Annotated in this window: 16 protein-coding genes; 1 reads left to right on the plus strand and 15 read right to left on the minus strand. The window is 29.9% G+C overall.

Going from position 1 to position 15846, the window contains the following annotated elements; all coding sequences use genetic code 11:
• Window positions 1-16: 16 nt before the first annotated feature.
• Window positions 17-1087 carry an Rpn family recombination-promoting nuclease/putative transposase gene (locus XO11_RS04780; protein ID WP_254873303.1) on the minus strand — a complete coding sequence of 357 codons (1071 nt, stop codon included), beginning with the start codon at window positions 1085-1087 and terminating at the stop codon, window positions 17-19.
• A 102-nt stretch (window positions 1088-1189) separates the two neighbouring features.
• Between XO11_RS04780 and XO11_RS04785 the strand changes: the two genes are divergently transcribed.
• A complete protein-coding gene (locus tag XO11_RS04785) occupies window positions 1190-2776 on the plus strand; it encodes an NFACT family protein (protein ID WP_014296457.1) in 1587 nt (528 codons plus the stop codon).
• 24 nt (window positions 2777-2800) lie between these two features.
• Here the strand turns inward: XO11_RS04785 and XO11_RS04790 are convergent, their stop codons facing one another.
• The 14 genes from XO11_RS04790 to recJ all read right to left on the minus strand — a co-directional run bounded on the left by XO11_RS04790 (window position 2801) and on the right by recJ (window position 15667).
• Complete coding sequence (locus tag XO11_RS04790) at window positions 2801-4669, minus strand: NAD(P)/FAD-dependent oxidoreductase (protein WP_175418239.1); 1869 nt, start codon at window positions 4667-4669, stop codon at window positions 2801-2803.
• 21 nt (window positions 4670-4690) lie between these two features.
• Window positions 4691-4981 carry a 4Fe-4S binding protein gene (locus XO11_RS04795; protein ID WP_014296459.1) on the minus strand — a complete coding sequence of 97 codons (291 nt, stop codon included), beginning with the start codon at window positions 4979-4981 and terminating at the stop codon, window positions 4691-4693.
• 15 nt (window positions 4982-4996) lie between these two features.
• Window positions 4997-5332: a NifB/NifX family molybdenum-iron cluster-binding protein gene (locus tag XO11_RS04800; RefSeq protein ID WP_050899158.1), complete on the minus strand. Its 336-nt coding sequence runs from the start codon at window positions 5330-5332 to the stop codon at window positions 4997-4999.
• Window positions 5333-5346: 14 nt separating this feature from the next.
• Window positions 5347-5691, minus strand: coding sequence for a NifB/NifX family molybdenum-iron cluster-binding protein (locus XO11_RS04805; RefSeq protein ID WP_014296461.1), 345 nt, complete (start codon window positions 5689-5691; stop codon window positions 5347-5349).
• A gap of 15 nt (window positions 5692-5706) precedes the next feature.
• Complete coding sequence (locus XO11_RS04810; protein ID WP_075780449.1) at window positions 5707-6579, minus strand: ATP-binding protein; 873 nt, start codon at window positions 6577-6579, stop codon at window positions 5707-5709.
• Entirely contained in the window at window positions 6576-7424 is an 849-nt protein-coding gene (locus tag XO11_RS04815) for an ATP-binding protein (protein ID WP_014296463.1), read from the minus strand. The genes XO11_RS04810 and XO11_RS04815 overlap by 4 nt, the downstream gene beginning before the upstream one ends.
• A 121-nt stretch (window positions 7425-7545) precedes the next feature.
• Entirely contained in the window at window positions 7546-7809 is a 264-nt protein-coding gene (locus XO11_RS04820) for a hypothetical protein (RefSeq protein WP_014296464.1), read from the minus strand.
• Window positions 7806-8084: a DUF5320 family protein gene (locus XO11_RS04825; protein WP_014296465.1), complete on the minus strand. Its 279-nt coding sequence runs from the start codon at window positions 8082-8084 to the stop codon at window positions 7806-7808. Before XO11_RS04825 ends, XO11_RS04820 begins: the two co-directional genes overlap by 4 nt.
• Before the next feature lie 192 nt (window positions 8085-8276).
• A complete protein-coding gene (locus XO11_RS04830; protein ID WP_014296466.1) occupies window positions 8277-9530 on the minus strand; it encodes an adenylosuccinate synthase in 1254 nt (417 codons plus the stop codon).
• Between the two features lie 150 nt (window positions 9531-9680).
• The gene (rsmA, locus tag XO11_RS04835; RefSeq protein ID WP_014296467.1) at window positions 9681-10490 is read right to left on the minus strand and encodes a 16S rRNA (adenine(1518)-N(6)/adenine(1519)-N(6))-dimethyltransferase RsmA; all 810 of its coding nucleotides are present in this window, start codon (window positions 10488-10490) and stop codon (window positions 9681-9683) included.
• 185 nt (window positions 10491-10675) lie between these two features.
• Window positions 10676-11656 carry an AI-2E family transporter gene (locus XO11_RS04840; protein ID WP_175418240.1) on the minus strand — a complete coding sequence of 327 codons (981 nt, stop codon included), beginning with the start codon at window positions 11654-11656 and terminating at the stop codon, window positions 10676-10678.
• The gene (ruvX, locus tag XO11_RS04845) at window positions 11656-12294 is read right to left on the minus strand and encodes a Holliday junction resolvase RuvX (protein ID WP_075780451.1); all 639 of its coding nucleotides are present in this window, start codon (window positions 12292-12294) and stop codon (window positions 11656-11658) included. The genes XO11_RS04840 and ruvX overlap by 1 nt, the downstream gene beginning before the upstream one ends.
• A complete protein-coding gene (locus XO11_RS04850; protein WP_014296470.1) occupies window positions 12291-12536 on the minus strand; it encodes a hypothetical protein in 246 nt (81 codons plus the stop codon). The genes ruvX and XO11_RS04850 overlap by 4 nt, the downstream gene beginning before the upstream one ends.
• 2 nt (window positions 12537-12538) lie before the next feature.
• Window positions 12539-15667 carry a single-stranded-DNA-specific exonuclease RecJ gene (recJ, locus tag XO11_RS04855; RefSeq protein ID WP_175418241.1) on the minus strand — a complete coding sequence of 1043 codons (3129 nt, stop codon included), beginning with the start codon at window positions 15665-15667 and terminating at the stop codon, window positions 12539-12541.
• Window positions 15668-15846 lie beyond the last annotated feature (179 nt).

Consider the following 15846-nt stretch of genomic DNA (forward strand, 5'->3'; position numbering starts at 1 on the left):
GCTTCACCTCATTATATTAATTGGATACCTTTTTTAACAACTCTATCGTTTCTTCAAAAGAAAGATCTAATATATTTTCAGCAATTTCAGTTAATTCTTTTAAAGTCATATAATCAAGAGCATCAATATATGGTTCTATTTTTTCACCAAATTTTTTTCTTAATAATGAACGCGTTAGTTTTCTTTCTCCAGCTAACATTCCACTTTTAAATCCCTGTTCTATTCCCTGTTCTATTCCCTGTTTTATTCCCTGCTCTATCCCTTGTTTCATCCCTTGCTCTATAGCATCTTTATATGCACCATTTACAGCTTTTACAAAATTTTCAAACATTTCTTCCACCTCCTCCTCTTCAAATATCTCTTCATCTAAATTCAAATCTCTATTTCTTTTGACGAGAGTTTTTATCACTCCGTTCACGTAATTTCCAAATTTTTCCTTTTCTTTTTCAGGTAATTTTTCTAATTCTATTTTTATTTCCTCTATTATTCTGGTTACTGTTTTGTTTTCTGCCTTATTTAATGCCAGTAATAACCCTAATGCCTTTTTTATTTTTATTAATTGTTTTTCAGGTATTTGAGTTAAATCAATCACCTCATATTTGAACTTTGGTGTATATTCATCAAACATTTCCCAATTTTCTACTTTTTTCATAAACCAATTTTCAGCCGTCCATTTTCTTTTTCCTGTATAAAACACTATTGGCATTATTGGTATTAATTTAAATCCTTTTGTTCTCGATTCTTTTTTATGTTCATTTATATAATTTTTCCATATTCGCACCATATATTCGAGTATTCTAAATTGCATTAAATAATCTACAGTTGATTGATGTTCTATCAATAAATATAGATATACCTCATTTTCAAAATATTTTACTTTAAATAGTAAATCACTTTCCTTATCTCCATATTTTATATCTGTAAATTTTGTATGTTCTATTGTTATATCTTCTGCTGAAATCCCATAACTTTTTAATTTAGGAATAAAGATATCTATAAACTCAACGATCATTTCCTTATCGGATAATATCTCTTTAAATAGTTGATCATATATCCCCATTATTTCACCCCTTGTTAACTTTTTCATATTTTATTATATCATAATTTTTATTTTCACATCATCAATCTCTTTAAAACTATGATATAATTGGTTTAGAAAATTTCTACATAACAATGGAGGAATGTTAATATGCCCATAGATGGACTTTTGTTAAATAAATTAATAAGGGAAGCCAAAAAATTTGAAGGTCAAAAAATCCGAAATATATATCAACCGGTAAATGATGAAGTGCTTTTGCAACTTCAAAACGGTTTTTTGTTGTTTGTATTAAAGAATCCCTCGTATATAATCTCACTTGAAACAAAACCAAATATGCCTGATACACCACAAAATTTTTCAATGTTCCTAAGAAAAAGAATTAAGAATGCTAAAATTATGAAAATAGAGCAACTTGGACTTGATAGAGTTGGATATATTGAACTTTCAGTAATAGATGAAACCTTTGAAATGAGAAATTACAAATTGTATTTTGAATTAATGGGAAGAAATTCAAATATATTATTGGTAGATGAAAATAATAAAATCTTAGATGCATTAAAAAAAGGGATTACACCTTCAAGAAGTATAATGCCTGGCGCAGAATATATTCCATTTTATAAAGAAGAATATATCAACATATTAAAACACGATAAAATTGATTTTGATATAGACAGGCAATTAATGGGTTTTTCAAAGTTAAGCAAAAAATTCTTTTTTGAGTATATTGAAAAATATGATTATATATCCTTTGTTTCTGAATTCATGGATAATTTAAATGTTTATACCTTTGATTATGAAAATAAAAAGGAGATCCTCGCTTTTAGACCTGTAAATTATGAATATAATGAATTTAAATCGCCTTCAGAAGGCTTATTAAATTTCTTTGAAAAGCAAAGTATAAATTCAAGGTTTTCTGAATTGAAGAGAAGATTGGAAAAGATAGTAATAAAAGAAATCGAAAAATATGAAAAACTTCATAAAAAGCTAAAATTAGAAGAAAAAGAAATACAAAAAATTCCCGAACTTGAAAAACAGGGACGATTATTGCAGGCTTATCTGTATATGTTTAATCAGAAAACTGATTTTGTTGAAGTAGAAGATTGGGAAACTGGTGAAAAAATGAGAATCAAGCTTAATCCATTAAAAACACCAAATGAAAATTTACAAACCATATTTAAAAAGGTTCATAAACTTAAATCAAAGGAAATTCACTTAAAAGAAAGACTAAAAATCACATCTGAAATGATTGACTATTTGTATCAACTATGGCAGAGCATAGAAATGGCAGAAGATATTGAAACATTAATGGAAATCAGGGAAGAAATGATTCAAGAAAGATTTATTAATGAAAATAATAAAAAGAAGAAAAGAAAAAAAATCATTTCAAAACCACTTGAATTTAATTATAACGGCTTTAAAATTCTCGTTGGAAAAAATAATATTCAAAATGACCAGATTACAAGAGAAGCTGATAAGGAAGACATATGGCTTCATGTACAGGGGATTCCCGGAGCTCATGTAATTATAAAAACAGAAAGAAAAAAAGATATTCCACAAGAAGTTATTGAATATGCTGCATCTCTTGCTGCATATTATTCAAAAGGGCGAATGTCTTCAAAGGTTTCTGTAGATTATACTCAAAAAAAGCATGTATGGAAACCAAAAGGGGCAAAACCAGGAATGGTCTTATATAAAAACTTCAAAACCATATACATAGAACCAAAATCCCCATCCTGAATCAGGATGGGGATTGTTTAAAAATTACAATTGTTCTGCAAGTTCTTTCGCTGAAGATATTGCATCTACTATTTGGCCAACTTTGTTTGCATCACCTATTACATATACATTATTAAATTCTTCTTTGAGTTTTTCATATAATTCATTTACAGGTTTTGTTCCTGCTGTAACTACAATATCATCAAATTCGCCTAAAGAAGTTATTCCTTCTCCTATTTTTTCAACAATAACTTCTTTACCTTTTATTTCTTTTACCATTGTTTTAGTATAAATATTTATCTTTGGAGCATAATTTTTCTGGAACAATTTACTTGCAACTACTTCCATTCCCCTTCCAACTTCTTCCATTAATTCAACAACAGTTACATTTTTACCTTCATTAACAAGTGCTTCTGCTGCTTCTAACCCAATTAATCCACCGCCAATTACCAATACATTTTTACCTTCAACCTTTTTACCGTCAAAAAAGTCAAATCCTGTAATGTAATCTGTTAAACCAGGAATTGGTGGAACAAATGGCTTTGCACCAGTAGCAACGATTATAATATCATAATTTTCTTTTTTGAGCATTTCTGGCGTTACTTCTGTATTATATTTTATTTCAACTGATTTTTCTGTTTTTCTTATAATATCTTCAAGTGTATCTTTCATATAAATCTTTCCTGGAGCTCTGTAAGCTAATACCCATTGACCACCAGCATAATCATTCTTTTCGTAAATAGTTACTTCATAACCTTTCTTAGATAAATATGTTCCTGCAAATAAACCTGCAGGTCCTGCACCAATAATAGCAACCTTTTTCTTTTCAGGAATCTTTTCAACAACAAATTCACTATGAACTTCTGGATTTGCAATACAATTAATTGGTTTTCCTGCTTTAACATTTGCAAGACAGCCCTGCAAACAACCTCCACATCTTACAAAATCATCTGAGTTAGATAAAATTTTATTAGGAAAATCTGGATCTATTATTAATTGTCTTCCAAATACAACTCCATCAATTGTTCCGTCATCTACAAGTTTCTTATATCTTTCATCAATTTGCATTCTTCCTACTGCAATAATAGGAATTTTTGTTAATTTTCTAATTTCTTTCAATCTATTATCCATTATATCTGTTGGTAATGACATGTGATTATAATACCATGGTGCTGAATCACATGCGTTACCCCAACCAACGTGAATAATTGATACACCAAACTCTTCTGCTAAAGCAAATATCTTTGTTAAATGTTCATCTGTAATTCCACCTTCAACAAATTCGCTTCCTGAGATTCTTAAAATTAAAGGTATATTTGTAACTTCCTTTACAGCTGATAAAACTTCCCTGGCAAATTTAAATTTATCTTTTCCATATTCGTCATCTCTTTTATTCAATCTTTCAGAATAGAATTGATGAACAATATAACCATGACCAAACTGGATTTCTATTCCATCAGCACCTGCTTTTTGTGCTCTTTCAGCATTTTCTTTAAATGCCTGTATTAATTCCTTTATTTCATCAAGAGTTAATTCTTCAGGAGTTACTCCTGTAGATGGGCATTTTACAGCAGAAGATGATTTTACAACTTCAGATGCTTTTGGATTTGCTGCCCTTCCAGCATGATTAAGATGTACAATTAATTTGGTGTCGTATTTGTGTAATGTGTCAACAATTTTCTTTAATCCTTCAATGTGTTCATCAGTATCCAACATTACCTGTTTTGGATGTTCTTTTCCTGATTTTAACACTGATATAGGCTCAAGAATAATTGCTCCGACTCCACCTTTTGCTTTTCTTTCATAATATTTAATCAATTCTTCTGTAATAAAACCTGTCTTTGGTGTAGCTAATGCTGTTTTTACAGGTGACATAAAAATATGGTTTTTTGCTTCAAAATCCCTGAATTTCAAAGAAATCACCCCTTTTATATTTTAATATCCCCTTCTACCTAATCCTGCACCTCTTCCCATTCCATGTCCCATGCCGCGACCCATTCCTCTTCCCATTCCAGCACCTCTACCCATACCTCTCATTGCTGGATTTTCAGAATTTGGTCTTATAGCATCTTTAGGACATTTTTCCATACAAATACCACATCTTGTACATATATCATTATGTATATATGGATATCCATCATCTTTTAATTCAATTGCGCCTTCCACAGGACATACATTTACACATATCTTACATTTTATACATTCGCTTTCTTTTACCCAGGGCATATAATATCCCCTCCTTTACTCTTCCACTTCTCCTGCAAGAATAAATCTCAATTCTTCCATAGCGTCTTCAACTGTTTCACTTTCCACTATAATAGGTTTATAACCAAGTTTATCAAGTTTTATCATTGAACCTTTTCCCATGCTTAATCCTACCCATACCTTACAGTGACCCAAAAACTCCAATATTTCTTCAACTTTTGCGTGCATATGCGTTTCTGCATATGGATTTTTTATCTCTTCTACTTTTTTAAAATTTTCTCCATCATATTCATATACTACATATAATTCTGAGTGACCAAAATGTTCATCGTTCAAGTGTACTCCGTCTTTTGTACCAAATGCTATTTTCATCATTTCACCCCTAATTAATGTGTAGCGTGTTCTACTTTTTCTAATTTTCCATTCTTATAATTTTCTATGATATTTGAAAGTTTATCCTTTTTTGTTAAATATACTTCAATACCTGCAGCATTTAACACTTCAAATGCATTTTTACCAACACTTTCAAGTATTAATACATTAACGCCTTTTTCAGCAAGCATTTGTGAAACCTTTGGTCCCATTCCATGTGCTTCGCTTGCATTATTTTCAACAACTTCTACAATTTCATCATTATCGAGGTCATAAATTACAAATAACTCTGCCCTCGCAAATCTGTCATTACTTAATGATTCTAAGTCTCTTCCCTGTGATGGTATAGCTAATTTCATCACTAACACCTCCGTTTATTTTAATTTTTCCATTACTTTTTCAAAGATTTCTTTTATTGCTTCAGCCGCTTTACTGTTTTCATAATTCACTACAGGATTAATTTCTAATACTGCTTTTAATACTATTTCATCAAAAGGTATTTCTCCCAATACTTCTATGCCATCGCTTATACAATAATTGATTATTTCTTTACTTACATCTGGATTTAAGTCGTATTTATTAATAACTACACCAAAATCCCTTTTAAAGTATCTTACTGTTTCTACTATTCTCTTTAAATCATGAAGTCCTGATGAGGTTGGTTCTGTTACAATTACAACATAATCTGTTGCTGTAATTGAAGATGTTGCAGGACAACCTATACCAGGTGCTCCATCTATTAAAACAATATCTTTGTTATTTTCTTCTGCCTTTTTCAAAGCGAGTTTTCTAACTTCTGCTACTAAACCTCCTGATGTTTCTTCACCAGGATTTAGATTAGCATGAACAATTTCTTTTCCATCAGATACTACAGAATAATAATATTCTCCCGATAAAGCTGTTTCTAATCTTATTGCATTTTGAGGACATGCAATAACACAGGCATTACATCCTTCACATGCATATGGATCAACATCATATATTCCATTTTCAAATGTAATAGCTTCAAATCTACAAACATTTTTACAAATACCGCATTTATCGCATTTATTTTGATCTATTATAGCCTTTTTTCCACCATAATATTCATATTTTTCTTTTAAATCACCATTAAACATTAAGTTTAAATTTGCTGCATCAACATCACAATCTGCTAATACTGCATTTTTCAACAAAGCACCAAATGATGAACTCAATGTGGTTTTTCCTGTTCCACCTTTTCCACTAACTATTGCAAGTTGTCTCATTTAACCAACCCCTTTATTTCATCAAACACATTTAAGAATTTTTCTTCCCATTCTGGTAAATACTCAGAAAAGATTTTTCCTTCTGAATATAATTTAGCAATTTCTCTATCAAAAGGTATCTTCAATAATATTGGTACATTTGCTTCTCTGGCATAATCATCTATAATTGTTGTATCATCACTATCTCTATTTACAATAATACCTGACGGGATTCCCATTTCTTTCACCAGATCTACAGCAAGGCTTAAATCATGCAATCCAAATGTAGTTGGTTCAGTTACAAGAATAGCAAAATCTGCATTTCTCAAACTTTCAACAACAGGACAAGAAGTTCCTGGTTGTGAATCTATTAAAACAACATCGGCATTATCATCTATATGTTTTTTTAATTCCCTTATAATCCTTACTCCTGAAGGTTCTCCAATATTTAATAATCCCATTCCAAATTCGAGATTTTCATTGATTTTACCTAACTTGATTTTACCGAGGCTTTTTGGTTTCTCTGTAATTGCATCAACAGGACATACCATTGCACATGCCCCACAACCATGACATAAACTTTCAAAAACCAACGTTCCCGTTGGAAATACTGAAATTGCTCCGAATTGACAGGCTTTTGCACATTCACCACATCTAATACATGCATTATTATCAACTACTGGTAATAACATATCTACACTTTCTTCTTTATAAAAGTCTATATTGAAAAAAAGATGATCATTTGGTTCTTCAACATCAACATCTAATAATTGAATTTTATATTTTTTTGATAATGCATAAGCTAAATTTGTTGAAACTGTAGTTTTTCCTGTTCCACCTTTACCACTTAAAACGGTTATTCTCATTTCATAACCTCCATTCTATATATTAGGACTATATATACAATTCATATATATCATACCACTTTATTTTTAAATTTCAAAGAGGGTTGTCATTATGGCAACCCCCTTTTTAAACAATTATTTTTTACCACCAGCCTCTACCAAACCCACGGCCTCTGCCAAATCCTCTTCCATATCCATAACCTGCTCCGTATGTTCCTCTACCGTAACCATATCCCCTACCGAATCCTCTTCCGTATCCTCTACCATATCCAAAGAATCCTGCAAATCCTCCAAACCAACCTCTTCTTACTGGTGTTGTATAATACCCTGGATTACTGCATGGTCCCCTTCTTAAACCTATTGGACCTGTACCCATTGGGCCTGTACCATCAAATCCTGGCATCATCTTTCACCTCCCTGATTATATCTATCGAGTTCTCTTAATCTTTCTTCTACAAAATGCAACTCCTCTTCAAGATATCTTTTATAATCCAAAAGCATAGCTTTTTCTTCTTCTACTGAATATCCATAGTAATCATCATATGGTTCATCGTAATATCTTCCGTATCCACCAAAACCTCTTCCATAACCACGTCCAAATCCTGCTCCTCTACCGAATCCTCTTCCATATCCTCTACCCATGCCTCTTCCAAAACCATATCCACCATTTCCGTATCTCATATCCTCACCTCCGGATAAATTATATATGTTTTTTGCATATATCCATTTTTATTATATACCTAATACATATATATGTCAAGTAAACATTGTAAAAAAATTTTTGCACATCAATGAAAATTCCTCAATAAACATATAAAAAATATCACCGTCTGAATAGCATTACTTCAGACGGTGATCGGTTATTTCATTTAATTAAATATTTTTTATTAAATCATTTTTTGTGCACATTTCCTCTGTTTTAGGACCATATGAAATATGAGATATTTCTATTCCTGTTTTTTCTTCAATAAACGCCATATACTTTAAGAAATTAACATGATTTGTATCTGGCCAGCCTTTTAATGTCTCATATACAGGTTTTCCAACAAAAAAATCATATGAAGAAGATGGAATTTCTTTTATTTCACCATTTACATCATATGCAACACACACTTTAATTTCATCAAAACCATTTAAAACATCGGCTTTGGTAATAACAAATTTTGTCAAACCTGATCTCAATTTTGCATATCTCAAAGCTGGTAAATCAAGCCAGCCAACCCTTCTTGGCCTTCCAGTTGTTGCACCAAATTCATTTCCAAATTTTCTTATTTTTTCTCCAATTTCACCAAATTCCTCTGTTGGAAATGGCCCTTCACCAACCCTTGTGGTATACGCTTTCAATACTCCCAATACCTCATCTAATTCAAATGTTGAAAACCCTACAGAAGATACACCATGAGCCATTGTTGCACCAGAGGTTACAAATGGATATGTCCCAAAATCAAGGTCAAGCAATACACCCTGAGCACCTTCAAAGAGAACAGAAGTATTTCTGAATACCTGCGCCATATCTATTGCTGATGTGAATTTGACATTTAATTTTTCAAGCTTTCTTTTTTGTTCCATTAAATAATTAAAAATTTCTTCAGATGTAAAATTAAATCTTTCTTTGTATATATTTTTCTTTAAATACATTACTTCTTCTAATCGTTCTCTTAAAAGTTTTTCATCAAATAAATGATATATTTTAAATCCTTCTCTTGATACTTTATCTGTATATGCTGGACCTATTCCTTTTCTTGTTGTACCTATTGGATTTTTTCTTAATTCTTCAAGGATTCCATCCTCTTCTTTATGATACGGAAGAACAAGAAAGGCTTCTAAATCTATGTATATTTTTGATGAAACTCCTGGAAAATCTGCTTCTAATATTTCCAGTTCTTTTATTAATTGTTCAATATCTATAACCATTCCAGCACCTAAAAATGCCTTTGAATCCCCCTCAGGAATTATAGACGGAAGCAAATGATTTACATATTTTTTCCCTTTATAATATATTGTATGACCGGCATTGGCACCACCAGAAAACCTTACTATCCATTCGTAATTTCCAGAAAAATAATTTACCACCTTTCCTTTTCCTTCATCACCCCATTGAGCACCAACAATAGCAACTCTTTCCATACTTTTGCTTCCTCCTTCCAACAAAGTAAAAGAAGCCCTATAAAGGGCTTCTTTTAGTATTTTTATGTAATTGTAATATTGTATATTTCCGCATTTTCTTTTCCTCCATACAAAAATACACATGTATTATATCATAATTATCCTGTGATTTCAATAATCATTTTTTAATTTCATATAATTATTGTATAAGATTATAAATTTTTCTATAGAAATATTTTCCGGCCTTGTTTTTGGATCTATATCTGATTTTTCAAGTAATTCATCAAGCCTATCCTTTATTAATCCCTTTAAATTATTCCGTATTGTTTTTCTCCTCTGCGAAAACGCAACATGAACAAATTTGAAAAATCCTTTTTTGTTAATATCAGGAATATCTTCTTTTGGAGTTAATTTTAATACAACAGAATCAACTTTTGGATTTGGAATAAATGCATGAGGTGGAACATTTAATACTTTTTCCACCTTACAAAAAAATTGGACAAATATACTCAAAGGGCTATAATTTTTCCCGCTTTTTGCCATCATTCTTTCGCCATATTCTTTTTGAACCATTAATAACGCTAATTGAAAATCTGGCGTCTCAAAAAAAATCTTTTCTAGTATTGGTGAGGTTATATAATACGGAATATTGGCGATATACTTTGGTTTCTGAATTTCTGATATATTCGCTTTTAAAAAATCTATAAATTGAATTTCTACATTTTGATATTCTTTAAATCGTTCTAATAATAATGGTTTAAGTCGTTCATCTATTTCAAATGCATATAGTTTTGCCCCGGTTTTAGCAATTTCCTCTGTTAGTGTGCCTGCACCAGGTCCTATTTCTATAACTGTATCCTCCTCTGTTACAGAACCTTTTTTTACTATTTTTTTAGCATATTCAGATGTAGACAAAAAATTCTGTCCAAGACTTTTTTTTAGTTGTATATTATATTTTTTTAACCAGTCTGATGTCTTCATTCTTCTCGCCTCGCATGTAAATATATATACTTGACAAAGTATAGTTTTTGTTGTATAATATCAAAAAAAGAAAATAACTGCCAATAAACCCAAATAAATGCCAATATCAAAGTTAAACAACTTGTAGTAATTCCCCCTGTTTAACTCTTTAGCAGCCCGAAAATCGGGCTGCTTTTTTTTATACATTATATTTTCTTTAAATAATCAACAACATACATTTTCCAGATATTTTTAAATATTATCAGCAAAGGAATTGTTATTAATACACCAACTACACCGTATAATTGGGCAAAAATCAACATTGAAGTTAATATTAAAAACCAGTTTATATTTACCTGACCTCCTGAAATTCTTGGTGCAAGCACCCACATTTCAAGTTGATTGGCAAAGGTTATTATTATTACTCCCTTTAATAATCCCATTAAACCAAAGTTAGTAAATCCTAATAGTAATATTGGAATTGCTGTAATAAATATTCCTAAATATGGTATAAAATCTGTAATACCTGCAAGTATTCCTAAAAATAAAGCATAAGGAAAACCAAATATCAATGCCATTATCCAGGTTATCACACCAACTGATAATGCTGTTATTATCTGCCCTGAAACAAATTTTCTCAAATCACTATATGTTTTTATTAAAAAATCCTTTGTGCTATCTATTTCGGAATTTGGAAAAAACATATCAATAAGATTCCACATTCTTTTACTTGCTATTGCCATATATCCTGATGCCACTATTAATAATAATGCAATAGTTAGAAAATTGGATATATTAGAAGCTAAATAACTTGCAAATTGAACTATCATATTTCTTAAATAATCTCCTGCAGTATCCAATAATGTATTTACAACTTCACCAGTTGTCCCGGGAATCCCCTGGAAATCAAATTCAGCTATTGAATCAAAAACCTTTTTACTCTCTTCTATTGTAATAGGAATTATACTATAAAAAGCATATACTATTGCTCCATAAAATATCAATGAAGCTATAGGAACAGTAAGTTTTCTCGGTATTTTTATTTTTTCAAGATATGATGCAATTACATCTATTAAAATAGTAAAGAACATGGCTATTACTAAACTTCCAACTATTGTAGAGAAAATTTTTAATGATATCATAAACACTATTAAATACATCATTATAAACCAAAAGCTTTTTTTCATTATTCTACCTCCTTAGAATTAAATATTATATCATATGGAGGTTCAAGATCTGATTCCAGAGTTGTGGAATGAACATTTCTTTTAAAATACCACCAGAAGATATATGGGTCTGTTGCATAGACATCTGCTATCGAATATATCTTTGAATTTTTTATTATTACATTATCTATTAATATTTTTTTATCATTATATGATTCATCATATTCTATTTTATATTCTTTTTGAGATGCTAATTTTATAGAATTAGCTGGATTAGCCAGATAACGTTGTAATATAATCAATGCACTATTTTCATCTTTTTTCTTTTTTGCCTTTTTAGAATTTAAAAAATCCTTTGTCATTAAATAGCTATTTTGTGTTGTAAGTCTTTCATCTACCAAATACACTTCAGAATTAAATTTATTTTTTAGTTTTATTGCAAAATCTATTGTTTTAAATGTTTGTGTGGAATATCTCCCGGACATTGATATTGGAAGACCTACTATAAATATATCTCCATCTTTAAAAATTTCATTTTCAAGCACCTTTAATAATTTATCGCTTCCAACACTGTTTTTTATTGTTGGAATTTTCAAAGCAGCCTCTGCAGTAGCTATACCTGTTTTTTTTAATCCATAGTCAAGCGCTATAAATTTCAAAACGTTAACATCTCCTCTATAATATCCTTTTGAGTTTTTATAATATTATATTCAATTTCTTCATTTTTCAATATCTTTACAACTTTTTCCTTATCTTCTTCGGAAAATGCAATTACAGGATTAGCACCAAGTGCAAATAATTTTGAAAAAACATTATTTTCTCTTAATTTATCTAAAATATGTATTATATGTTTTTGCTCTAATTTTATATACATATTTAAATCCCTTGTAGTTTTGAACATTTTTACTTAACCTCCGCAAATTGGTTATTTAACAGAGAAATAAACTGTCTTGATTTGAAATTCATAAAGAAATTTATAGAACTCTTTAATAACCATTTATCAAGAATACTTTCTTTAGCTTTTACATTTTTATGTATTAAATCAAGCTTAAAGTCGTCTACTGCTTTAAGTCCATTTGATGTATTTACAACTATACCGGAATTTATCAGTTCGTCTGTTATAGTCTTTACAAGTTCTGTGTCATTATTAAAGTATTTTTCCGATAATGCATTTATGGTAATGTTTGTATTTTCTTCTATCATTTCATATACTTTCTTTAATACTTCTGGTGAAGGATAATTTCTTGAAAAATCATACATTAATTTTGTTGAAAAATCTGTATTATATGCCATAACAAATATTATATTTTCTTTTTTATTATGTGGCCATGATGATACAAGATCCAATAATTCAATACGCGTCTTAGGAACATCATATAACATAATTATAGAATTTCTATCCTTCTGTTCTAAAGCTAACCCATCATTTGCAAATTCTGAAATTAATATTCTCGAAGGTCCTTTTTTATTAATCTCTCTAATATTTATTTTTTCAAAAAATGTATGCATGTGCGAATAATACAATATATAATCTTCGGAATATTCATATGTTTGAGAAATATAATTCTTTAAATTTTTATATGGTGTGACATTATCAACTATAATATTGAGATTTTTGGAATTATATAAATAATCCTTTATAAGTTTTAGCTTGTTGGAATTTATTTCCTTTACAACTTCAAAAGAAGGAACATTGGAGTTAACATTTGCAACTCTATATCCACTAAGTTTCAAAAATTCTTTTATGGTTTCATCATAAAATGTCCCTAAAATGTTTATATTATATATTTTAGTTCTAACTACTTTTCTAAACTGAATATACTCTGGAATATTTGCTATAGCCTGATGCGAGAATGAATAGATTGGTTCATCAATTAAAAGGTTTTTAGAAAACTCATTGAGCTTGTGTATATTTTGCATATACGCCGGTACTGTTAAAAGAATAACTCTTTTACTTTTTAATACACTATTTTCTATATGAGATTTTTTATTATAATAAATTTTATCGGAAGAAATATATTGATTAATAATTTTATAAGTATATTCAAGCAACAAGTGCGATGCACCTATGATAATGAGTTTTTCTCCCTTTGATACAGTATTTTTAATCTTTTCAATTAATAATGTATTTTTTATCTTAAGAGGTGCAAATATTGCAGTTCTATTTTGTTCTATAATATCGAGCAATATTTTATACTTATAATTTGTAAGATGATGAACATTATCTTTAGCATGTAATGATATTAATAAATTTCCATGATTTTCTTTTTCAGTTAAAGAATCACCGACAAATTCTATATCTTTTACATAAAATTTCAATACCTTTTGATTGTTATAAAATGTTCTCTCAACTCTGAAATTACCAACTATATTACATTTTATATTCCCCGTAATATTTTCCCTTTTATTTGCTAATACACCATAACCAACAATTTCAAATATCATACCCTTAGGTGTTTTTGCTATTGCTGCTATATTCTCTTCTTCAGCACCAAAAAGTTTTACTTTTTCAAGTACTACATCCTTTATTAAAAATGTCGGCTCTGGATTTTGATAACCAAATGGTTCTAAAAGAGCTATATCGTCAAAAAAATTACCCCATAAATTCTCAATTTCCATGTCTATTTCTATTTCAGATTCCGGTTCTTTATCGCCATAAATATTTGAGTATACTTCATTAATCTTTTCTCTAAGCATTTCTATTTTTTCAGAATCAATTGTAAATCCTGCAGCCAATTCATGACCACCATATTCCTTAAAGAAATCTTCATTTTCTTTAGTAATATTTTTCATTAATTCAATAAGACTAACTCCCTGCGGACTTCGGGCAGACCCTTTTCCAAGATTATCTTCAGAAGTAGTTGAGACAAGAAGAACAGGCTTGTTAAATTTATTTGAAAGCTTAGAAGCCACAATTCCAAGAACCCCTAGATGCCAATCCTGGCCGCTTAAAACAAGAACCTTTTTATCATGAAAATCCGGATTAATATCCATTAAACTTAATGCTGATTTATATATACGCCTTTCATGTTTTTGCCTTTCGGTATTTAAGTCTAATAATTGTTTAACTTTCTTTTCTATATTTTTTTCTTCTTCCGTAAGCAATAACTCAAATGCTTTCATGGCATCAGCCATTCTTCCAGCTGCATTTATTTTAGGTGCAATTTTATATGCTATAACATAAGATTTTACATCTTCTGGCATCACACCAATTTCCCTCATCAAATGCCTTAATGCAGGACTGGGATCAGTTCTTAACTTTTCAAGCCCTCTCTTTACAAAATACCTATTCTCGGATCTTAAAGGAACTATATCAGCAATAGTTCCAAGAGCAACAAGATCCACAAGAGAAAACGGATCAAATTTTATATCATTTATTTTCTCATAAACTGCAAGTAATACCTTAAAAGCAACACCTACTCCCGATAATCCTTTAAACGGATATTCATCATCATGCCTTTTAGGGTTTACAATAGCATCTGCTTCCGGTAAAACCTCCTGCATTTCATGATGATCAGTAATTATAATTCTCATTCCTTTTTCTTTTGCATGAGCTATTTCTTTAAGTGACGTTGTTCCACAATCTACAGTAATAATATTTTTATATCCCTTATTATATAGCTCATCTATAGCTTCAATATTTAAACTATATCCTTCATCTATTCTATTTGGAATATATGCTTCTATATCCCATCCCAATGCTTTAAATCCCTGGTAAATTACAGCAGCCGCTGTAACCCCATCAGCATCATAATCTCCATATACAACTAATTTTTCTCCTTTATCCCTTATATCAAATAAAATATCAACAGTTTTATCCATATCCTTCAAAAGATATGGATCTATAACCGTTGATTCATCGGGATATAAAAATTCTTTTATCTGCTCTATATCGGTAATTCCACGTGCAATAAGCAGTTTAACCAGAAATTCGGATAATCCTAATTCTGAGGAGATATGCCTTGCAAGCTTTAAATTCTCCTCAAATAAAGGATTAGCCGAGTCCCAAAAGACCCTCCAATTCTTTTTCAAAATATTCTCTCCTCTCTTATTTATTTTTTTTATTTTGTTATAATTATACAAAATTTATAGTACCAAAATCATTAGAGATATATTCCATTAATTTTAATTTAACGTTAATTCATTTCTTATTTCATATTTATTTCAAATTTTGTATATTGTGATATAATAAAAAAGAAATCTTATTGGAG

Source organism: Marinitoga sp. 1138, from assembly GCF_013363265.1.
GTDB classification, from domain to species: Bacteria; Thermotogota; Thermotogae; order Petrotogales; family Petrotogaceae; genus Marinitoga; species Marinitoga piezophila.